The sequence below is a fragment of the Salinicola salarius genome (assembly GCF_003206135.1).
GTDB classification, from domain to species: Bacteria; Pseudomonadota; Gammaproteobacteria; order Pseudomonadales; family Halomonadaceae; genus Salinicola; species Salinicola salarius.
This window is the reverse complement of sequence record NZ_PZJT01000016.1, coordinates 79,271-99,439: the sequence shown is the minus strand read 5'-3', so window position 1 is coordinate 99,439 and position 20,169 is coordinate 79,271. Positions and strand designations below refer to the sequence as shown.

Here is a 20,169-nt window from a genome sequence, read left to right as displayed (position 1 = left end):
CGACGATGAATGAGCCGATCCTCCATCTCGAACGATGTGCCTGGGCGCAGACCCATCCGCTGAATGCCGAGTACCACGACGAGGAGTGGGGCGTTCCCGAGTACGACAGCCGCGCGCTGTGGGAAAAGCTGATACTCGACGGCTTTCAGGCCGGCCTTTCCTGGCTGACCATTCTCAAGAAGCGCGATGCCTTCCGGGAAGCTTTCGAGGGCTTCGACCCCGAGCGGGTCGCCCGCTTCGACGACAACGATGTCGAGCGACTGATGGGCAACGCCGGCATCATTCGTTCGCGTGCCAAGATCGAAGCGACCATCGGCAATGCCCGTGCCTATCTCGCCATGCACGACAACGGCGAAGACTTCTCCGAATTTCTCTGGGGCATGGTCGGCGGCAAGCCCATCCAGCGCTCTTTTGAAAGCGACGGCCCCGTTCCCACCCAGACGCCGCTTTCCCTGGAGATGTCCAAGGCGCTCAAGAAGCGCGGTTTCAAGTTCGTCGGGCCGGTGATCGTCTATGCCTGGATGCAGGCCGTCGGCATGGTCAACGATCACGCCGATGGGTGCCATCGGCGCGAGCTTGTGGAGGCGATGGCATGACCAAGTGACTGAATCGAAAAAGAGGGATATCCGCGGGTGAACATCGGGCCTTTCCGGCAGGTTAAAGCCTGCCGATCAATGTGTTTGCCGTGCGAAGTAATGGCTTCTATACCAGCTAGGTGTCAGGAAGCCGGGGCTTTCCGGCGCTGCCGATGGCAGCGACGTTGCCCTGGAAGGCAGACCACACCTGGAAGGAGTCATATCATGCGCGTTTCCCAGTTCGTTTCTCTTGTTGCCATTGCGCTTCTCTCCACCGGCGCCATGGCACAGTCGGATGACAAGGACAGCCAGAGCGCCGAGGGCCAAGATCCCGACATGCAGGCGGACACGATCGAGGGTCAGAATCAGGGAGCGACGTCGCAATACGAAATGAGCAGCGAAGATGATCAGACCAGCGATGATGTCGATGCTGGCGATTCCGGTTCGCCCTCCGCCCGGGAACAACTCATGAAGGGCACTCGGCAGGAAGAGAAAGCAACCCCACCAGCGGAGAGCACTGGCGAGCAGCATTGACCGCCCGTCGTCTGACTTGTCGGCAGGTCTTGTGCCATTGCCGGCTTCAAGACACAATGCGCTCAGCACGGAAGGGGAGTATCCCACGGGCAGGATCGTCGATCCTCCCCGACGATAGCGTCGTCAGCACGGGCCACATGCCCCGGCGCTATTGGTCGCTCTGTCAGCCATGTCCTGACTCGGACAGGGGCAATCAGAGTGACGGGAGAGACTTTCGGTGACGTTCACCGTCTACCGGAGGTTTCTCTATGCACGTACCCGTCTGGGTCTGGCTGGCGACTGTCGCCGGCATTGCCGCACTATTCATCTTCGATTTCTACGCCCATGTGCGTAAGCCCCACGATCCCTCCTTCAAGGAAGCGGCCTGGTGGTCGGTCTTCTTTATCGCCTTGGCAGCGGTTTTTGGTGGCGGTCTGTGGTGGGTCTGGGGCGCGCAGCACGGCGCCGAGTATTTCGCGGGTTTCATCACCGAGAAGAGCCTGTCGGTCGATAATCTCTTCGTTTTCCTGATCATCATGGCCAAGTTCGCGGTGCCGCGCGCCTACCAGCAGAAGGCGCTGCTGATAGGCATCGTGATTGCGCTGGTCCTGCGTGGCATCTTCATCGCCGTCGGCGCTGCGGCCATCGCGCAGTTCAGTTGGGTGTTCTATCTGTTCGGACTGTTTCTGCTCTACACCGCGATCCAGCTGGTGCGCGAGGGCACGGGCGGCCATGACGAGAACGAGGAGTACGAACCCAATGCCATCGTGCGCTGGATTCAGAAACGTCTGCCGGCTACCGATGAGTTCGACAGCGATCGCCTGCTGACGGTCAAGAACGGCAAGCGTCTGGTGACGCCACTGTTCATGGTGGTGGTGGCACTGGGAATGACCGACGTGCTGTTCGCGCTGGATTCGATTCCCGCGATCTACGGGCTGACCAAGGAGCCCTATATCGTCTTCACGACCAACGCCTTCGCCTTGCTGGGGCTGCTTCAGCTGTACTTCCTGCTCGGCGGTCTGTTGACGCGTCTGGTCTATCTCAGCCTGGGACTGTCGTTCATTCTGGCCTTCATCGGCGTCAAGCTGATCATTGAGGCGATGCACACCAACAGCCTGCCGTTCATCAACGGTGGTCAGCCGCTGCACCTGGTGCCGGAGATCCCGATCTGGCTGTCGATGACGATCATCCTCGGCACCCTGGTCATCACCACCGTGGCCAGTCTGATCAAGAGCCGTAACCTGAAGTCGGCGCCGTCTCATCAGGAGTAAGGTTGCCGTAGAGCCGGTGCAGCAGGCCGCGCATCCCCTCCATGGGAATCGCGGCATCCGGCCCGGGCGGGAACATGCCGGGCCGGAAACCGTTGTCGATGAACCCTCGGAGCAACGTCGGATCGTCGCTGATGACATGCAGCGGCACGTCCCGGCCGGGGTTTTCGCCAATGATCGCCGGCGCAGCCTGGTGATCGCCGAGCACCATCAGCAGCGTCCGGTTCCTGCTGCTGTCCTGGCCCAGGTAGCGGCGGGCAAAGCCGCTGACGGCCTGTAGCGCATAGTCGATCGCCGGGGCGTAGTTTCGGCGCATTGCCGCCGTGTCCTGCCACAGCGTGGCGTAATCCTCGCCCGCACCTTCCCAACGATCGAAAACCCGGCCGTCGCCGATCGACGTCCAGTCATCGATCACATCGATCACCGGCGACCACGGGGCGTGGCTCGAGAGCGTGGCCAACTCGGTGAAGGTCGGACCGTCATGGCGTGACAGGACGTAGTCCTCGACCCGTTGCCAGGTGAACTGGTCCGGCATGCTTGCCCAGCCCATCGCAGGCCCGCGATAGCCCATGCTTTCCGAGGTGTGGATGTCGTCGTAACCGTAGAGATCGCCTTCCGGCCAATCCCGGATGATGCCCGGCATGAGGGCGATGGTGTCGTGGCCAGTGGCCTTGAAATCGTCGATCAGAGTCGAATGCGGGCTGTTGATCATCAGCTCGAAGCGCAACTGGGACGTGACCGGCAGGCCGCTGGTGAAGGTGGCGTGATTGAGCCAGGATTGCCCGCCCAGCGTGGCGGCGGTGACGCGCCCGGTGACGACCGAGAGGCCGGCGTCGGCGAGCTGGCTTTCGACCTTGCCGAGGCGTGGCTGAATCTCGGCCTCGAACGGTGCGCGCTCGATGGCGGCGACGCCGTAGGATTCGATGAAGCTCAGGATGACGTCGGTATCGGCCAGTCCCGGCAGTGGCTGTCCTTCGGGCCCGGCGTAGGCGTAGTCGTCTTCGTACAGCTGGCGGCCGAATGCCGCCATTGCCTGGCGAGTCTCCCGTGCACGCTGCCATTCGAAGGCCACGAAGCTCACTGCGGAATGGCCGATCCTGGCTGTCAGTCCCGTCGTCTCGTCGCGGTGCATGGCGTCGATGCGGGCCAGTCCCGCACCTCCCAGCAGAATCAGCAACAGCGCGAACCCGCGCGACGTGTTGCGGCCATGAAAGCCCTGCAGCAGTTTCGTCAACACGAGGCCAAGGGCGAGCAGAGCCAGGCCAATGACCAGCAGGCCGGCGATTGCCAGCGGCAGGCCAAGATTGGTCACGACCAGCTCGATCAGAATGGGGATCAGCTTGATGTCGGTATAGACGTTCAGCGACCGCCCCTGCATGGTCTGAGTCAGAGCATCGCCGGCAGCACCGAGCACGATCGCCAGCGCTGCAAAGGCCACCAGACCGGCGATCCAGCGTCGCCAGGGAGTGGGCGGCAACAGCGCCAGCAGCCCGACGACCAGCGGTGCTTCGAGTGCGATCCAGTGCCGTGGCGGGAACCCGGCCCAGGGCAGTTCCGGCGTCAGCAGCAAGACATTGAGCGACAGCAGGGCCAGCACCAGGCACCAGCGAGGCGCCCGGTCGAGAAAAGACATCATGGCTCGTCCTTGAGTCGGGTCCGGCGATTCAGCATAGCATCGGTCCGTCAGGGTGGGATGAGGCGCTGTGGCCAGTTCATCGAACTTACCCATCGAACTTACTCATTGAACTACGCATCGAGCTACTCCTCGAACTACGCAGCGGACAAGCTTTTGGATGGCACGTTAAACTGGGCAGTGAGAATCTTGAATCCAAACCGGGGCGACGAGGACGATCCAATATGGCATCTGCGCAAGAACTGATCATTGAACCGACGAACGGGCGACAAGCCGATGCCTGCGTCATTCTGCTTCACGGGTTGGGGGCGGACGGTCATGATTTCGAGCCGCTGATACCGGCGCTGGGGTTACCCGATTCCCTGGCCGTTCGCTTCGTGCTGCCCCACGCGCCGCAACTGCCGGTCACCGTCAATGGCGGCATGACGATGCCGGCGTGGTACGACATTCTCGAGATGAATCTGGGGCGGCGGGTCGATGTCGAGCAGCTGCGGGCATCGGCCAGGCGGGTCCACGGGTTGATCGACGAACAGATCGCCGCCGGCATCGACAGCCGTCGCATCGTGATCGCCGGCTTTTCCCAGGGCGGGGCGGTGGCTTACGAGGCGGCGCTCTCCTATCCGAAGCCACTGGCAGGCCTGCTGGCGCTGTCGACCTACTTCGCCACGGCCGACAGCATCGAACTGGCAGAGGCCAATCGTCGCCTTCCCATCGAAGTCCATCATGGCTCGGCCGATCCGGTCGTCCCGGAATCGCTGGGTCGGGAAGGCGCGGAAAAGGTCGAGGCGCTGGGGTATCCGGTCAATTACCGGACCTACGAAATGGGGCATAGCCTCTGCCCGGAGCAGGCACAGGACATCGCGGCCTGGTTGACCGCGACGCTGGGATGATCGGAGTTCGCCATGAACAGCATGGATAGCCTCGAGCGCGAGGGAGCCGATCGGCGCCTGTCCAGCCCCTCGGCCCGGCGCAATCGGGAGCCGATCCTGGCCGTGTTGCGATCAGCGTTGCCTCAGACGGGGCGGGTGCTGGAAATCGCCAGCGGCAACGGCGAGCACGCGGTCCACTTTGCCCGCCATCTGGCGCCACTCTGCTGGCAGCCTTCGGACCCCAGCGAGACGGCGCTGGCATCGATCGCGGCCTGGCGCGAAGCCGAGGCGCTGGACAATCTGGCGGCGCCGATCTGTCTCGATGTCACCGAGCAGTGGCCGGTGCTGCCGGATCTTGTCGCGATCGTCTGCATCAATCTGTTGCACATTTCGCCCTGGGATGCGAGCGAAGCGCTGTTTGCCGAGGCTGGCCGGCGACTTCCGGCGGGTGGCGTGCTGGTGGTTTACGGGCCTTTCCGGCGCCATGGCGAGCACACTGCGCCCAGTAACGCCGCGTTCGATGCAGACCTGCGCTCGCGAGATTTACGGTGGGGCGTTCGCGATCTCGAAGCGGTCGAGGCCCTGGCCGGCGACAATGGGCTGAGGTGCGAGGCGACCCATGAATTGCCGGCCAACAATCTTTGTATCGTCTGGCGGCGCTGATGCGTCGTCTGCGGTGCTGAGCTCGCTTCGATTTCCTGGCGCGTCAGGAAGATATCGCCGCAGGCACCCGCAACTCGACTACACTCAACACAGACATTTTCAACACGACATTCAGTGGCCGACAAGGAGTGACGCCATGTCAGATTTTTCCGAAGAGTTTCGTATGCCCAAGGGGTGCCCCAATTGTGGCAACCACATGATGAAGGTTTCCCAGGCCAAATCCGCGGACGACCATGTCTATTGCACCTCCTGCAACGCGGAGGTCTGCTCCTGGGAAGAGGCCGAGCGGATCATGGCAGAGACGCCGCGCAGCGAATCCGAGCAGTTGATCGAAGACGTCATGAACAACAAGAAGCCTTCTGAAGACGACTATTGAAGCGCGATGCGGTGAGTGTCGAACACAAATGCCCCGGCTTGGCCGGGGCGTTTGCGTCTGGGTTCGAAGGGAAATGGATCTAGAGCAGTTCTTCCGCCGCCAGGGCAAGCCTCGAGCGCTCGACGCTCTTCAGGGTGATGTGACCGGCATGGGGCCAGTCGCGAAAGCGTTCCACCACTGCGGCCATACCGCAGGTATTGGCCGTGAGATAGGGCGTATCGATCTGGCCGACGTTACCCAGGCAGACGATCTTGGTATTGCGCCCGGCACGCGTGATCAGGGATTTGAGTTGCTTGGGCGTGAAGTTCTGAGCCTCGTCGATGATCAGGAAAGTGTCGTTCAGCGTGCGTCCGCGCATGAACGTGGGTGAGCGGATCTGCACGCGCGAGCCGATCAGTTGGCGGGTCGCGCCATCGTTCCAGCTGGACGAGCCCTCACGCTCGTCACGTAGCAGGTTGTCCATGTTGTCGTGGAAGGCGCCCATCCACGGCGACATCTTCTCTTCCTCGGTGCCCGGCAGGAAGCCGATATCCTCTCCCATCGGAATGGGCGCCCGCGTGAAGACGATACGTTCGAACTGCTTGCCATCCAGCGTCTGCTGCAGCGCAGCCGCCAGCGTCATGAAGGTCTTTCCGGTGCCCGCGCTACCCGCGAGGGTGAGGAAGTCGATGGTGGGGTCCATCAACAGGTTGAGGGCGAAGTTCTGACGGCTGTCGTGGGCATGCACGCCCCAGACGCCGCCGTGATGCCGGTAGTTGGTCAGCAATTGCAGCGTCGCCTTGCTGGGCCCGTGGCTGCGCACGATGGCTTCGAATTCCGCGCCGTTGTCGCTGTCGGAAACGAGCATTCCCACATGCCAGTCCTCTGGAATGCGGCCTTCCAGGTGGTAGAAGGTGTGACCGTCGGCGCGTTCGACCATGACTTCGACGTCCAGCGACTCCCACAGACTGCGACCGTCGCGGCCTGCGTCGGCGTAGACCTTTGCGCCTTCGATCATCGCGTCGAGGTCATCGAACGCCTTGTCATTGAGATAGTCTTCGACCGGCACGTTGAGTGCCGTGGCCTTGACTCGCAGGTTGATGTCCTTGGTCACCAGGATGACTGAGGCATCCGGCCGTTCATCGCGGAGCCGGCAGGTTTCGGCGAGGATGCGGTTGTCCGGCGAGTTTTCCAGTGTCTCCAGCGGCGCCAGGTCTCGGTAGCAGAGGAAACGCAGGCGGCCGGCAGAGCCGCCGGTCACGCGAGGAATGGGGATGCCTTGCTGGATCTCCTGGGGGGTAACGTGAGCGGTGAGGTCGGATAGGGTACGGCTGATTTGTCGGGCCGTGCGCGCGATCTCGCGCATGCCGTTCTTGTGTTTGTCGAGCTCCTCGAGCACCGTCATCGGGATGACGACGTCATGCTCTTCGAAGTGGTAGAGGGCTGTTGGGTCGTGGATCAGGACATTGGTGTCCAGTACGTAGAGCCTGTTCGCTTTCTTGTCGATTCGCACCATCGGCAAAAGCACTCCTGTGAGTTCAAGGCTTCTCGACCCTGACAGAGTGCGGTGACAGCTCGATGTCGCCCGACTCACTCCGTCAGTGCCACTATCGTTGGAACGTAAAGACTGTCTCGGCTTTACCTCTCTGACGGATGAAGTCGTTATCAGAATGGCCCCACGACGCCGAAAGCGCTACTCCCTTTTCTCACATCCGCAACAAAAACCGGTCGCGTGATCTCCTGGCGGCCGGCACCTATCCCTGCGCTGGCGAGGGAGAGCCAGACGGCAGCAACGAAAAAGCCCTGCCGAAGCAGGGCTCGATGAACGGGAGACCCGTAATCTCAGGTGTTGTCGTCGGCGTCGTCGCCTTTCTTGACTTTCACCTGCGCGATAGCCGGTTCGTTTTCACTCCGCCGATCCAGCTTGGCCAGCAGATTTTCCGATTCGCGCTTGAAGGCGGCGAGGGCATCGCCACGCAGGCTCTGGGATTCCGGCAGTTTCACGCGCATGGCATCGACCTGGTGATTGTTGACCAGTACCTCGTAGTGCAGGTGAGGGCCGGTAACGCGACCGGTGCTGCCCGAGAGCGCGATCTCCTCGCCCATCTTGACGTGTTCGCCGGGTTTGACCAGGGCCTTGCTCAAGTGAAGGAAGCGAGTCACATAACCGTTATTGTGCCGAATGGTAATGTAACGACCGGCAATGGGGTGGTTGACCACGCGTTCGACGACACCATCGGCCGGCGCGTCGACGGGCGTGCCGCTGCGCATCGCGAAGTCGGTGCCTTTATGCGGGCTGATGCGCCCGGTGACCGGGTGATGCCGACGCAGGTTGAACGAGGAGCTGATGCGGTAATGACCCTGGAAAGGGTAACGGTTGAAAGCCGGGTCGAGGCTGTTGCCATCCGGGGTGTAGAAATGGTCGTCGGCGCTGTTGCGAAGCACCGTCAGATTCATGCGCTCGCCCTCGTATTCCGCAGCTAGCACCTTGGAATCCAGAGGGTGCCCGTCGATCATGTCGGACTCCACCAGTACCCGGAACCGATCGCCGGCCCGTGCGTCGCGACGGAAATCGAGCTTCTTGGACAGCACATTGGTGAGCTCGGAGACCTCCGCGTTGGAGAGCCCCGTCGATTGAGCCGATAGTGCGAACGAGCCATTGACCGTGCCGCTGAACATGCGCTGAGCGGCTTCACCGGCTTTCTCGATCGGTGAATAGGCAAAGTCGGCCGATTCATCGTCGCGCTGGATCAGGTAACCCTCACGAGGATCCTTCATCACGCGCAGTGCCAACAGCTGGCCGTTCTCGTCGAGCTTGTAGTCGAAGCTATTGCCGACACGCCAACGGGTCAGGACCTTCTGATCCGGTACGGTGTTGAGGATCTGCATCACGTCGCTGTACGCGAGACCCAGCGTTCTTTCGGCAGTCAAAGCGAAGGAGTCGCCGCTTTGAATGGTATAACTCTGCCATTCCGGAACGTAGGTTTCCCTGGAAGCGATCTCGTCACCCAGCTCGGTATCGCCGGAGGGATCCATCGTATTGTCGAACGACCAGTCTTCGTAAGACGTGCCCCCGATGTCGCTGTCATCGTCGTCGGACGCGGCTTGTACGTCTTTCGCAGGCAGCTGCATTGCTACCTGTTTGACGTCGGGTTCGATCGCCGGCTTGATGATGGGGGAGATTGTCTGCGCCTGCGAAGGCGTCGTCGAGCCTTCGTCAGCCTGCGCTTCGGAGATGAAATCGACCTGCATTACCTCCAGCGGCTTGAGTTGCGCCAGGGGAATGTCTTGCGTTAAATCGCCGAAGGAAAAGGCGAGTTCTGCCGCCTCTTTCCGGGTGGCCGAATTGACGATCGATTGAGAAATGGTCGTCGTCGCGAGTGGAGTTTGCTGTTGTACGTCGTCGGCATCGCCGAAAACGCCCATGATTTTTTGCGTACCCAGCACGGTGACCATGGTGGCGACCGGAAGCAATAACACTTTGTGCGTGCGGGGTAGCGAATGAAATATTCGCAGCATGAAAATGGGGGCCCGGATAAAAAAGGATGACAAATTTAAATAAAGGCCGGGGAACCATACCCTAAGCTGGTGTTAATTGCCTAGTCTGTATTTAAGTACAGTGCCTGAGGCCGCGGCTCACGGGGCCTTGGCGAGATTGAGGCATCAGCTGAAAGTGTGGGGGCGAGAGTGCCGAGCGTAAGTTTATGTAAGGTAGTGGTGCATGGTTTTGCACCATCATGGTGCGTGATAAAGCGCTGTTTTCCAGCCGAATCTTCATCTGTAAAAGGTTTGTAGGGATTTTATTGATCCAGAAGATTGCCAGGAGTAGAGCGATTTTTCGGCAACGTAACCACAGGTCAGTCACGATCATGGCGCTGACGCTTAATCTGACGGCAGAATACCGAATCGAAGAAAAGCTGGGCTTTCAGGCGCTTCTTCTGCGCATGAACGTTCGAGGCTAACGGGAGAGTGTTGTGCCGAAAGTGACGTTGCTGCAGTGGCAAATGCTGGCGGCGGTAGCCGATAACGGTGGATTTGCCAAGGCCGCAGAAGTGATTCATCGAAGCCCGTCGACGCTCAATCACGCGATCCACAAGATCGAGGAGCAGCTGGGGGTGGCGCTTTTCGAGCCCAAGGGACGCCAGGTCGTGCTTACCGAGGCAGGAACCCTCCTGCTGCGCCGAGCGCGGCAATTGATCGAGAACGCTGCTTCGCTGGAAGACGTGGCCGAGCGTCTCGCCGGCGGGCTCGAGGCGGAAGTCACCTTGGCCGTGGACCAGGTCTTTCCGGCGGATGCCCTGGCCGAGGCGTTGACACGGTTCTCGGACGCGTTCCCGCACGTGCGCGTTCAGTTGCAGGAAACCGTCCTCAATGGTGCTGTCGAAATGTTGTATGAGGGGCGTGCCGACCTCGTCATCTCGGGAGTCAGCGCCCAGGGCTTCCTGGGGCAATCCATCGTCGACGTGCCTTTCATCGCGGTGGCTCATCCCCGGCATCCCTTGCATCAGCTTGAGCGCGAGCTGGATTTGCGCGATCTGGAACGGCACCGGCAGCTGGTCATTCGCGATTCCGCAGTGCGTCACCGGCTCGATGCAGGCTGGCTGAAGGCCGAGCAGCGCTGGACGCTGGGGCACCTATCGACATCGATCGACATGCTGGAGCGGGGGCTGGGCTTTGCCTGGGTGCCGGAAACGCGGATTCGCGCGGCGCTGGACCAGGGGCGACTGAAGGCGCTGCCGTTGCGCGCAGGTGGCGTGCGCCGGGTATCGCTGCAGCTCGTGCATCGTGACATCGATGGCGCCGGCCCGGCGACGCGTGCCCTGGCCGAGGCGCTGATGGCCAGCGTAGTCGCTACCTGCCCACAGGATGCCCGGCCGCAGAACTCGAATGCATCGATGCAGCCGAACGAATGAGCCGAGTTATTACGCTCGATCTCTGACCGAAGAGGTCTATCCTGTCAGCCATTCGGCATCTAACGGCACGCGTCACCGAACGGCGCGCACTGGCATTGACAGGAGAGACTCATGGGATTGCTTGTCGACGGAGAATGGCGAGACCAGTGGTATGACACCAAGAGCCACGGCGGCGAATTCGTGCGCGAGTCCGCCAAGCTGCGTGACTGGATCACGCCTGCCGGCGAGCCGGGGCCGCAAGGGCAGCCAGGGCTTGCGGCGGAAAGAGGACGTTATCATCTCTACGTATCGCTGGCCTGTCCGTGGGCGCACCGCACGCTGATCATGCGCAAGCTCAAGGGGTTGGAGGCGGAGATCGGCGTCTCCCATACCAGTCCGTTGATGCTCGACCAGGGCTGGAGCTATCGGGTGGACGAGGGATCGAGCGGCGATGAGGTCAACCATGTCGACTACCATCACCAGCTCTATACCTTGACCGACCCTCGCTACACCGGCCGGGTGACGGTGCCTGCGTTATGGGACCGGCAACAGCGGCGCATCGTCAACAACGAATCGGCAGAGATCCTGCGGATGCTCAACTTGGCATTCGATGAACTGACCGGCAACCGTCTGGATTTCTATCCCGACGACCTGCGCGACGTCATCGACGAGGTCAATGCGGACGTCTACGACAACGTCAACAACGGCGTCTACAAGACCGGCTTCGCAACCGAGCAGGCGGTCTACGAGAAGCATTTCGTGGCGCTGTTCGACTGTCTCGACCGTCTGGAAGCGCGGCTCGAGAGCCAGCGGTATCTGGCGGGTGAGTGGTTGACCGAGGCCGATATCCGGCTGTTCACGACGCTGGTACGCTTCGATGCGGTCTACCATGGGCACTTCAAGTGCAATCGCCAGCGCATCGCCGACTTTCCGAACCTGTCGAATTATCTGCGCGAGCTATATCAGTGGCCGGGCATCGCGGAGACGGTGGACTTCGACCACATCAAGCGCCACTACTATTACAGCCATCCGACGATCAATCCGACCCGGATCGTTCCGTTGGGGCCGTCGCTGGCGCTGGATGCGCCGCATGACCGCGGGCGACTGTCCGGGCAGGGAATTCGCGGCGCCGAATGAGAGCCAGTTCACGACCTACTACGCGCTGGCAGTGGCCGTGTCAGCCACGGGCATGGCGTTGCAGCCATCGATCCAGCGCGTTGGCGAACTCCCGGCGATCACCATCGGTATAGGCGTTGGGCCCCTGGGTATGTTCGCCGCTGGCGCGCAGCGTCTCCATGAAGTCCCGCATCTGCACTCGCGCCTTGACGTTGTCGATATTCAGGCTTTCGCCGCGGGTGGTCATGACCTCGGCGCCACGTTCGATCACTTCCTGCGCCAGCGGCAGATCGCTGGTGATGACCAGGTCGCCGGTCGCGACAGCCTCGACGATCGCGTTGTCCGCGGCATCGAATCCGTGGGCCACCATTCGCGATTTGACCCAGGCCGAGGGCGGTAACGGCAGCGCATGATTGGCGACCATCCAGGTCTGGGTGCGGGTGCGTTCGGCGGCCCGAATGATGATGTCGCGAGCGACGCGGGGGCAGGCGTCGGCATCGATCCACAGGGTGGGCTTGGGTGTCGGCATGGCGGGAAGGCTCGGCGTGTTCGTGTTGGAGATAGAAAACATCAAAGGGCGTTCAGTCTACGGCGTTCGGCTCAGAGCTTCATTCGAGGTTCCGTTGGCGACCCTTTCTGTAGGATTTTTACGTTCGGGTGGCGAAACGCCTACGCCGATGGTATAGTAGCGCTTCCTCGCATGTGTTGACCCCACCATCCTGCCGATATGTCTGTAATCGACGCCATCGACTTGTGAATCGATGCCCAGCACCGGACGTATCTCGTACATGACGCGCGGCCAAGCCGTTTTTCGCGTCCGGATGCAACGATGGAGCGCCTAGATCGGTTGATGTTTCAAGCAACCGGGCGCATCAAGGTCGCCACATATGCTATCGCTCCCGTCATCCGCGGGGCGACAAGCGCAATGCCAGGTGCGACCGGCATTCCGTGGTGATCACGCCACCGATGCCATGACATTTTCGCCGGTGCCTACCGGCCACTCCAAGGTGTGAAATGACCTCGACTGTTACTGTTTCGCCTAGCTTTGGCGATCTGGCGCTATTGCCGGAAGTACTGACTGCCCTCGAAACCCTGGGCTATGAAACTCCTTCACCGATCCAGACGCAGACGATCCCTGCGCTGCTGGAAGGTCGCGACATGCTGGGCCAGGCGCAAACCGGCACCGGCAAGACTGCGGCGTTCGCGCTGCCGTTGCTGAGCCGGCTCGACCTCGGTCGGCGTGAACCGCAAGTCCTGGTGCTGGCTCCGACGCGGGAACTGGCGCAGCAGGTCGCCGTGTCTTTCTCCAAGTATGGCCAGAATCTGAAAGGGCTGGAAATCGCCACCCTTTGTGGCGGTCAGGATTATCGTGAGCAGTTGACCGCGCTGAAGCGGGGGGCGCAGGTCGTCGTGGGAACGCCCGGTCGAATCATCGATCACCTGGATCGTGGCAGTCTCAAGCTCGATGGTCTTTCGGCGCTGGTTCTCGACGAAGCCGACGAAATGCTGCGCATGGGCTTCATCGACGACGTCAAGCGTGTGGTATCGGACACGCCGAAAGATGCCCAGCGGGTGTTCTTCTCGGCTACGCTGCCGAGCGAGATCGAGCGTATCGTCAACCGCTACCTGGTCGATCCGGTCAAGGTGACCATCGAATCCAAGGTCAGCACCGGCGAGAACATCGAACAGCGCGTGGTGCGTGTCGAAGGCCCCAGCAAGCTGGAAGCACTGGCGCGTATCCTCGAAGTCGAAACGGTCGACGCGGCTATCGTGTTCGTGCGTACGCGTGCTGCCTGTACCACGCTGGTGGAGCAGCTCACCGCTCGTGGCGTCAATGCCGCCGGTCTCTCGGGCGATCTCGACCAGAGCCTGCGTGAGCGCACCGTGACCCGTCTCAAGCGTGGCAAGGTCGACGTGCTGGTCGCGACCGACGTCGCGGCTCGCGGTCTCGACGTGCCGCGTATCACGCACGTGGTCAACTATGACCTCCCGCAGGACTCCGAAGCCTATATTCACCGCATCGGTCGTACCGGCCGTGCCGGTCGTGACGGTGTCGCCATCACCTTTGCCGGCGGTCGTGAAACCCGCAAGGTGCGCTGGGTCGAGCAGGCGACCGGTCAGGCCATGACCGAGATGCCGCTGCCCGACGAAGCGGCCATTCGTGCCCACCGCGACGACCGTTTCAGTGCGCGTCTGCGCGAGATGCTCGAAGCCGGTGCCGATCATCAGCGTGCGCTGATCGAGAAGCTGGTCGAGGAAGGTCATGACCCGATCGATCTGGCGGCGGCATTGGCCACGCTGGCGCGAGCCGGTGAAGCGCCGATCGGACGTATCACCAGCTCGCCGTCGCGTCGCGACAATGGCCGTGATGGCGGTCGCGATAGCGGTCGTGAACGCGCGCCGCGCCGCCGCGAAAGCACGCCGCGTGAAGGCATGACTCGCTACCGCGTCTCGGTAGGCCACAAGGATGGCGTCAAGCCGGGCCAACTGGTCGGTGCTCTGGCCAATGAAGGTGGCATCGAAGGGGGCCGCATCGGTCGTATCGATATCCGTAACGCCTTCTCCGTGGTCGAGCTGCCGAGTGGTCTGCCACCCTCGATTCTGGCCAAGATGTCACGGGCCCGCGTCGGCGGCCGTCCGCTGGAGATCTCTGAAGATCAGGGCGCGCCCGAGCGTGCACCGCGTCGTCGCAGCGATGGCGATGCGCCGGTTCGACGCTCTCGCGCTTGAACTGCCGACGACTGATCCGTTAGCGGGGCCCAGCCCCTGGTAGTATCGAGACGCCGCCCACATAACGTGGGCGGCGTTTTATTTTGCCTGTCGCTCGCACATCGCTGATCGGTCGCCCTTCAGGTAAAACAAGCCAGGTAAACGAACCAAGTAAACAAGCCAGGCGAGGCCATAGTCCCTATGTCGGGCAGTCAGTGACGAACTTTGTATGCAATACTCGTTATCGCTGAATCGTGGCATGTCCCGATTCGATCCTGTCACGTCGCGGAAATGAGTCGATGGCCAAGACACTCAAGGACCAGTTATACGATGCGCTGCTGCGCAGCATGGCGAGCGGACACCTGGAGCCGGGGTTGGTACTGCTCGAAGGCAACATCGCTGAAATCTTCGGCATGAGCCGCTCCCCGGTGCGCCAGACTCTGGGGCGTTTACATCAGGAGGGTACCATCAGCCGCTTCGAGGGGCGGGGGTTTCTGGTGGGACGCGATCCGCACACGATCGTGCGCCGCTCGCTGACCGCGGCTGACTTCCGTGCGGCAGGCGGGCGGGCTTCGGTCAGGCGCACGGACTCCTGGCGCGCCCTGGCGGAAAAGGTCGAACACGATATCGTGCTCTGCTCGATGAAAGGGCGTCTCGAGCTCAACGAGCTGCAACTGGCCAAGTCGCTGGACGTGAGCCGTGCCACGACGTATCGCATCCTGCTGCAACTGCAGTCGCTGGGAGTGGTCGAGAAGATCAAGTACAGCAGCTGGAACGTGGTGCCGCTGGACGACGAACGGCTGCATCAGCTCTACGATGCCCGACGACAGCTGGAGCCGTTCATGATCGCGCGCGCCTGCGACCGGATTCCCGACGCCGCGATCCGCCGCTATCTCGACAGGTTGGATCAGGCGCAGACCCGATATCCCGAGGTTCAGGCCAGTCAGCTCGATGCGTTGGAAAACGACCTGCATCACGAGGCCCTGGAGCATGGCGGCAATGCCGAGATCCTGATCATGCTGCAGCGCACGCGGCCAATCCTGCTGATCAGCAAGCACTTGCTGGGCGGAGAGATCGAATTGCCACCGGGCGATCCATTCTTTGACGCGCATCGACAGGTATTCGAAGCCATGCAGTCACGCCGCCCCGCGCTGGCCGGCTCGGCATTGCATCAACATCTCGAGGCCTCGGAGTCGCTGGTCCAGGAGCGCCTGGCCAACTTCCGCCATTCCGGCGAGCTGGAGGCACCGGGTTATCTGCGCTGGCTCAGCCAGCGCTGAGCCGAAGCCCACAAGCGGGCGGGCGCCCGCCAATGTCAGTCGACGGCCATGCCATTTCGACGGCGGAGTTCCCGGATCAGCGCGCTGTGGTCCAGTTCGCCATCGCCGTGGCCCAGCATGTCGCCGAACAGCGCATCGGCCTGGATGCTGACCGGAAGTTCCAGTCCCAGGCGGGTCATCTCTGCCATCGCCGTCTGGGTATCCTTGTATTGCCACTTGGCAGGACCGCCGGGGGCAAAATCTCGTTCGAGCATGCGCTGGCCGTGCATCTTGAGGATCGTCGAATCCGCGAAGCCGCCCATCAGCGCCTCACGCACCTGTGCGGGATCGGCGCCGCCACGTTCCACCAGCAGCAGCGCTTCCGCCACCGTGGCGATCGTGTTCGCGACGATCATCTGATTGGCGAGCTTGGCAAGCTGGCCGCTCCCGGCAGGGCCGACATGGGTCGGGCGGCCGAGGTTCGCCAGCAAGGCCCGGCAGCGTTCGAACACGTCCGCCTCGCCGCCGGCCATGATCGCCAGCGTGCCATCGATGGCGCCGCGCTCGCCGCCGGAGACCGGGGCGTCCAGGTAGCCGACGCCGTGGCGGTTCGCGATCTCCGCCTGGTGCCGGGCGGTATCCGCGGGAATCGAGCTCATCACGATCAGGCTGCTGTCGGGCGACATCTTGGCGATGACGCCATCCTCGCCCAGCAGAATCTCGTCACAGACCGGCCCGGCGCTCAGCATGACGATGACGACATCGGCGTCGCGGGCGGCGGCCACCGGAGAACCGGCCGCTTCCACGCCGGCGCGCTGCAACGGAACCAGTTTGTCCGGCGAGCGATTCCAGGCGCGTACGCGATGGCCCGCCGCCGCCAGACGGCTGGCCATGGGCGCGCCCATGATGCCGGTGCCGATGACGGCAACGCTCCGGCTATCGGGGTGGGCGTGACGGTCCGAACGTGTGTGGGAATGGGGCATGACAAAGCTTCCTGAACGGGATCGAGCGCCGGATCCGAACCCGGCGCGTCATTCGGCGGGGCGGGGAAGAATGCGACCGGGCGACATCAGGCCGCGGGGGTCCAGCAGATGCTTGAGTCCCCGCATGATGTCGTATTCCGGCTCCGACAGCATCTCCATGAAGGCGCTCTGCTTGAAGCGGCCAATACCGTGCTCGGCGCTGATGCTGCCGTCGAAGTCGTCGACGATCTCGAATAGCCGCTCCTCCAGCTCGTGCAGCAGCGTCGAACGCTCGTCGGCCCCCAGCCCGGGCGGCGGCAGAATGTTGAAATGCAGGTTGCCATCGCCGATATGGCCGTAGGCGATGATCGTCGCCTGCGGACATAGCGACTGGATCTCCTCGGAAGCGCGCTGATGGAAGGCGCTCAGCGAGGAGATGGGTATCGAGACATCCGTGCGCAGGTGCTCGCCGCGATTGCGCTGCCCCTCCAGCATCGCCTCGCGAATGTGCCAGAGATTCCGGGCCTGGGTTTCACTGGCGGCGAGCACGCCATCGGTGAGGGCGCCCGCTTCGAATCCGCGTTCGAAGAGCGTCTCGATCATGGCATCGAGGTCCAGCGGCCCGCTGGCGGCGACCTCCATCAGCACATAGACCGGTGCCGGGGCATCGAGCGGATCGCGCAGATCGGGGACTGCCTCCATCGCCAGTTCGAGACAGGTGCGCGGCACCAGTTCGAACGCGGTCAGCAGATCGCAGCAACTGCGTCTCGCCAGCGCGTAGAGCTCCAGCACCGCGTCCACGTTCGGACACGCCAACAGCGCCGTGCGGCTGACCTGAGGGCGGGGAAACAGCTTGAGGACTGCACCGGTAACGATGCCGAGCGTGCCCTCGGCGCCGATGAACAGCTGCTTCAGATCGTAGCCGGTGTTGTTCTTGTGCAGCGCCTTCATGCCGTTGTAGATACGCCCGTCCGGCAGCACGACCTCCAGCCCCAGCACCAGCTGCCGCATCATGCCGTAGCGCAGCACATTGAGGCCGCCGGCGTTGGTCGAGACATTGCCGCCGATCTGGCAACTGCCCTGAGCTCCCAGCGAGAGCGGAAAGTCACAGTCGGCCGCCTCGGCGGCATCCTTGACCGATTGCAGAATGCAGCCGCCATCGACGCTCATGGTGAAGTTGATGGGATCGACATGGCGAATCGCTGCCATGCGCTCGAGGCTGACGACCAGCTCTGGATGATCCGCATCCGGCAGTGCGCCGCCGACCAGCCCACTGTGGCCGCCCTGTGGCACCAGCGGGATGTCGTGGCGATGGCAGTAGCTCACCACGTCGGCCACCTGGCGCGTCGTCGAGGGGCGGGCGACGGCCAGCGGCTCGGCGCCATGATGGCCTGGCCAGTCGACGCGATAGCGCTCCATGTCGTCGGCCTCGGTCAGCAGCCCGCCCTTGCCCAGTAGGGTAGCCAGATCGTCGAGCAGTGCAGCCTGCGGGGTCATGAACCACCTCTCCAGAGATCATCGAAGGGGACATCGTCGAAATCATTCAGCATCATCGAAATCACCTGGCCTCAGCGATACCACAGCACGATCTGGGGGAAGAGCAGGAACAGCGCCAGCAGCGCGATCAGCGTGAAATAGAAGGGCAGCAGGCTCTTCACCAGGCTCTCCATGCCGACCCTGCCCACGCCGCAGCCGACATAGAGCACCGTTCCCACCGGTGGCGTGATCAGGCCGATCCCCAGCACGAACGACATCAGCACGCCGAAATAGACCGGATCGACCCCCAGCTTGACCACCACCGGCGTCATTAGCGGGGCCAGAATGACCATCGCCGGGGTCAGGTCCATGAAGAAGCCGACCACCAGCAGGAATCCGGTCAGAATCAGCAGCAGCAGGAACTGGTTCTCGGTGATGGCCGACAGGCTGACCACCAGTTGCTGCGGAATCATGTTGGCGGTCAGCAGCCAGGCCAGCACGCTGGCGAACGCCAGCAGCAGCATCACGACGCCGGTGAGCTTGCCGGTAGCGATGCAAAGCTCGAAGAAGCGCTTCAATGTCAGGCTGCGATAGATGAAGAACGACACCACGAAGGCGTAGACCAGGGCGATCGCCGCGCTCTCGGTCGGTGTGAACACGCCGGAGAGAATGCCCCCGACGATGATGACCGGCAACAGCAGCGCCAGCAGGGCCTCCTTCAATGCCGCGAACAGCTCAGGCACCGAGAACGGCTGGCCGCGCCCGTTCTTGCGCGATTGTACGTAGGTAGTGGCCGCCAGCCCCAGCGTGATCAGGATGCCGGGCACGATCCCCGCCATGAACAGCTGTGAAATCGAGGTGTTGGTGACCACGCCAAACAGGATCATCGGGATCGACGGCGGAATGATGATGCCCACTACCGAAGCGGCAACCACGATGGCCGTTGCCATTGGCGCACTGTAGCGATGCTGCTTCATCGGCTCGATCATCATGCTGCCGACGGCGGAGGCATCGGCCACGGCGGAGCCGCTGATGCCGCCGAAGAACATTGACGTGAGCACTGCCACCTGGCCGAGGCCACCGGCGACGAAACCGACCAGGGCGCTGGCGAGACGGACCAGTCGAGTGGCGATACCGCCCGCGCTCATCACTTCCCCGACCAGAATGAACAAGGGAATCGCCAGAAGAGGAAAGGAGTCCAGCCCGTTGACGGCCTGCGACACGATCGGCGACAGCGCATAGCCGGATTCGAAGAAGATGAACAGGCTGATGGCCGCGAGACCGAACGAGATCGGCATGCCGATGACGATACAGATGGCAAGCCCTATCAGAATGCTCCATAGAATCATGATGTCTTGCTCCGGAACGGGGCGCCTCTGATCAATTCGACCAAGGCAATGGTGTTGGCGATCATCGTCAGGATCGCCATCACTGGCATGGCGCTATAAAGGAAGGTCTGGGGAATGCCCAGCATCGGCGTGGCGCTGGTGTAGCCCGAGATCACTTCCTTGAACCCCAGCAGAATGCAGATACAGACGATGTAGACGATGGCAATGCTCAACAGAGCGGCAGCCTTGCGTAGTCCGCCAGGCGCCTTGTCGCGGAAGAAGGTGACCGCCACATGCTCGTTGCCGAGACTGCCTACGCCTGCGCCCAGCAGCACCAGCCAGATGAACAGCACCCGGGAGAGTTCCTCGGCCCAGGTGTAGGAATAGTTGAGGACGAAGCGTCCAAAGACGTTGGCCGTGACGCAGAAGACCACACCGAGCACGAGCAGCCCGGCAGCGATTTCCAGCGTTTGGCGGAGCCAGCCCAGGAGACCCCGGGTGGCGGGGGAGTCGGCATTCATCATGACCTCCATGATCACGCAGGGCTAGCC

At 62.3% G+C, this 20,169-nt stretch carries 18 protein-coding genes; 10 read left to right on the top strand and 8 right to left on the bottom strand.

What is annotated here, in order from left to right; all coding sequences use genetic code 11:
• Positions 1-5: 5 nt before the first annotated feature.
• The 3 genes from DOM32_RS14770 to DOM32_RS14760 all read left to right on the top strand — a co-directional run bounded on the left by DOM32_RS14770 (position 6) and on the right by DOM32_RS14760 (position 2,359).
• Complete coding sequence (locus DOM32_RS14770; protein ID WP_110635773.1) at positions 6-596, top strand: DNA-3-methyladenine glycosylase I; 591 nt, start codon at positions 6-8, stop codon at positions 594-596.
• A 204-nt stretch (positions 597-800) separates the two neighbouring features.
• The gene (locus DOM32_RS14765; RefSeq protein ID WP_071230308.1) at positions 801-1,109 is read left to right on the top strand and encodes a hypothetical protein; all 309 of its coding nucleotides are present in this window, start codon (positions 801-803) and stop codon (positions 1,107-1,109) included.
• A gap of 248 nt (positions 1,110-1,357) precedes the next feature.
• Positions 1,358-2,359 (top strand): TerC family protein, encoded by a 1,002-nt coding sequence (locus DOM32_RS14760; protein ID WP_071230309.1) that lies wholly within the window; start codon positions 1,358-1,360, stop codon positions 2,357-2,359.
• Here the strand turns inward: DOM32_RS14760 and DOM32_RS14755 are convergent.
• Positions 2,316-3,992, bottom strand: coding sequence for a sulfatase-like hydrolase/transferase (locus DOM32_RS14755; protein WP_110635770.1), 1,677 nt, complete (start codon positions 3,990-3,992; stop codon positions 2,316-2,318). The genes DOM32_RS14760 and DOM32_RS14755 overlap by 44 nt on opposite strands.
• Before the next feature lie 221 nt (positions 3,993-4,213).
• Between DOM32_RS14755 and DOM32_RS14750 the strand changes: the two genes are divergently transcribed.
• The 3 genes from DOM32_RS14750 (at position 4,214) to DOM32_RS14740 (ending at position 5,897) form a co-directional block, all read left to right on the top strand.
• On the top strand, positions 4,214-4,879 hold the full coding sequence (locus tag DOM32_RS14750) for an alpha/beta hydrolase (RefSeq protein ID WP_110635768.1): 666 nt from the start codon (positions 4,214-4,216) through the stop codon (positions 4,877-4,879).
• 12 nt (positions 4,880-4,891) lie between these two features.
• Entirely contained in the window at positions 4,892-5,521 is a 630-nt protein-coding gene (locus DOM32_RS14745; RefSeq protein ID WP_110635766.1) for a DUF938 domain-containing protein, read from the top strand.
• 136 nt (positions 5,522-5,657) lie between these two features.
• Complete coding sequence (locus DOM32_RS14740; RefSeq protein ID WP_071230312.1) at positions 5,658-5,897, top strand: hypothetical protein; 240 nt, start codon at positions 5,658-5,660, stop codon at positions 5,895-5,897.
• A gap of 79 nt (positions 5,898-5,976) precedes the next feature.
• Here DOM32_RS14740 and DOM32_RS14735 read toward each other — a convergent pair whose 3' ends face one another.
• Positions 5,977-7,392: a PhoH family protein gene (locus DOM32_RS14735; RefSeq protein ID WP_071230313.1), complete on the bottom strand. Its 1,416-nt coding sequence runs from the start codon at positions 7,390-7,392 to the stop codon at positions 5,977-5,979.
• A gap of 326 nt (positions 7,393-7,718) precedes the next feature.
• Complete coding sequence (locus tag DOM32_RS14730; protein WP_338095133.1) at positions 7,719-9,356, bottom strand: peptidoglycan DD-metalloendopeptidase family protein; 1,638 nt, start codon at positions 9,354-9,356, stop codon at positions 7,719-7,721.
• A gap of 494 nt (positions 9,357-9,850) precedes the next feature.
• Between DOM32_RS14730 and DOM32_RS14725 the strand changes: the two genes are divergently transcribed.
• Together DOM32_RS14725 and DOM32_RS14720 are read left to right on the top strand one after the other, a co-directional pair.
• Positions 9,851-10,789 carry a LysR family transcriptional regulator gene (locus DOM32_RS14725; RefSeq protein WP_110635759.1) on the top strand — a complete coding sequence of 313 codons (939 nt, stop codon included), beginning with the start codon at positions 9,851-9,853 and terminating at the stop codon, positions 10,787-10,789.
• A 111-nt stretch (positions 10,790-10,900) separates the two neighbouring features.
• Positions 10,901-11,905, top strand: coding sequence for a glutathione S-transferase family protein (locus tag DOM32_RS14720; protein WP_110635756.1), 1,005 nt, complete (start codon positions 10,901-10,903; stop codon positions 11,903-11,905).
• Positions 11,906-11,945: 40 nt separating this feature from the next.
• Here DOM32_RS14720 and DOM32_RS14715 read toward each other — a convergent pair whose 3' ends face one another.
• Entirely contained in the window at positions 11,946-12,413 is a 468-nt protein-coding gene (locus DOM32_RS14715; protein ID WP_110635753.1) for a YaiI/YqxD family protein, read from the bottom strand.
• 485 nt (positions 12,414-12,898) lie between these two features.
• Here DOM32_RS14715 and DOM32_RS14710 point away from each other — a divergent pair, with 485 nt between their 5' ends.
• On the top strand, positions 12,899-14,614 hold the full coding sequence (locus DOM32_RS14710) for a DEAD/DEAH box helicase (protein WP_071230318.1): 1,716 nt from the start codon (positions 12,899-12,901) through the stop codon (positions 14,612-14,614).
• Between the two features lie 278 nt (positions 14,615-14,892).
• Positions 14,893-15,873, top strand: coding sequence for a GntR family transcriptional regulator (locus DOM32_RS14705; protein WP_110635750.1), 981 nt, complete (start codon positions 14,893-14,895; stop codon positions 15,871-15,873).
• 35 nt (positions 15,874-15,908) lie between these two features.
• On the opposite strand, the gene DOM32_RS14700 is transcribed toward DOM32_RS14705, so the two are convergent.
• The 4 genes from DOM32_RS14700 to DOM32_RS14685 all read right to left on the bottom strand — a co-directional run bounded on the left by DOM32_RS14700 (position 15,909) and on the right by DOM32_RS14685 (position 20,139).
• The gene (locus tag DOM32_RS14700) at positions 15,909-16,835 is read right to left on the bottom strand and encodes an NAD(P)-dependent oxidoreductase (RefSeq protein ID WP_110635747.1); all 927 of its coding nucleotides are present in this window, start codon (positions 16,833-16,835) and stop codon (positions 15,909-15,911) included.
• A gap of 48 nt (positions 16,836-16,883) precedes the next feature.
• Positions 16,884-18,311, bottom strand: a complete 1,428-nt coding sequence (locus DOM32_RS14695; RefSeq protein WP_110635744.1) for an FAD-binding oxidoreductase — start codon at positions 18,309-18,311, stop codon at positions 16,884-16,886.
• A gap of 71 nt (positions 18,312-18,382) precedes the next feature.
• Positions 18,383-19,639, bottom strand: coding sequence for a TRAP transporter large permease (locus DOM32_RS14690; protein ID WP_110635742.1), 1,257 nt, complete (start codon positions 19,637-19,639; stop codon positions 18,383-18,385).
• The gene (locus DOM32_RS14685) at positions 19,636-20,139 is read right to left on the bottom strand and encodes a TRAP transporter small permease (RefSeq protein WP_071230322.1); all 504 of its coding nucleotides are present in this window, start codon (positions 20,137-20,139) and stop codon (positions 19,636-19,638) included. The genes DOM32_RS14690 and DOM32_RS14685 overlap by 4 nt, the downstream gene beginning before the upstream one ends.
• Positions 20,140-20,169 lie beyond the last annotated feature (30 nt).

Coding starts and splice junctions, on each gene's coding strand:
- DOM32_RS14770 (WP_110635773.1), top strand. CDS start 6: ATGAATGAGCCGATCCTCCATCTCGAACGATGTGCCTGGGCGCAGACC.
- DOM32_RS14765 (WP_071230308.1), top strand. CDS start 801: ATGCGCGTTTCCCAGTTCGTTTCTCTTGTTGCCATTGCGCTTCTCTCC.
- DOM32_RS14760 (WP_071230309.1), top strand. CDS start 1,358: ATGCACGTACCCGTCTGGGTCTGGCTGGCGACTGTCGCCGGCATTGCC.
- DOM32_RS14755 (WP_110635770.1), bottom strand. CDS start 3,992: ATGATGTCTTTTCTCGACCGGGCGCCTCGCTGGTGCCTGGTGCTGGCC.
- DOM32_RS14750 (WP_110635768.1), top strand. CDS start 4,214: ATGGCATCTGCGCAAGAACTGATCATTGAACCGACGAACGGGCGACAA.
- DOM32_RS14745 (WP_110635766.1), top strand. CDS start 4,892: ATGAACAGCATGGATAGCCTCGAGCGCGAGGGAGCCGATCGGCGCCTG.
- DOM32_RS14740 (WP_071230312.1), top strand. CDS start 5,658: ATGTCAGATTTTTCCGAAGAGTTTCGTATGCCCAAGGGGTGCCCCAAT.
- DOM32_RS14735 (WP_071230313.1), bottom strand. CDS start 7,392: ATGGTGCGAATCGACAAGAAAGCGAACAGGCTCTACGTACTGGACACC.
- DOM32_RS14720 (WP_110635756.1), top strand. CDS start 10,901: ATGGGATTGCTTGTCGACGGAGAATGGCGAGACCAGTGGTATGACACC.
- DOM32_RS14715 (WP_110635753.1), bottom strand. CDS start 12,413: ATGCCGACACCCAAGCCCACCCTGTGGATCGATGCCGACGCCTGCCCC.
- DOM32_RS14710 (WP_071230318.1), top strand. CDS start 12,899: ATGACCTCGACTGTTACTGTTTCGCCTAGCTTTGGCGATCTGGCGCTA.
- DOM32_RS14705 (WP_110635750.1), top strand. CDS start 14,893: ATGGCCAAGACACTCAAGGACCAGTTATACGATGCGCTGCTGCGCAGC.
- DOM32_RS14700 (WP_110635747.1), bottom strand. CDS start 16,835: ATGCCCCATTCCCACACACGTTCGGACCGTCACGCCCACCCCGATAGC.
- DOM32_RS14695 (WP_110635744.1), bottom strand. CDS start 18,311: ATGACCCCGCAGGCTGCACTGCTCGACGATCTGGCTACCCTACTGGGC.
- DOM32_RS14690 (WP_110635742.1), bottom strand. CDS start 19,639: ATGATTCTATGGAGCATTCTGATAGGGCTTGCCATCTGTATCGTCATC.
- DOM32_RS14685 (WP_071230322.1), bottom strand. CDS start 20,139: ATGAATGCCGACTCCCCCGCCACCCGGGGTCTCCTGGGCTGGCTCCGC.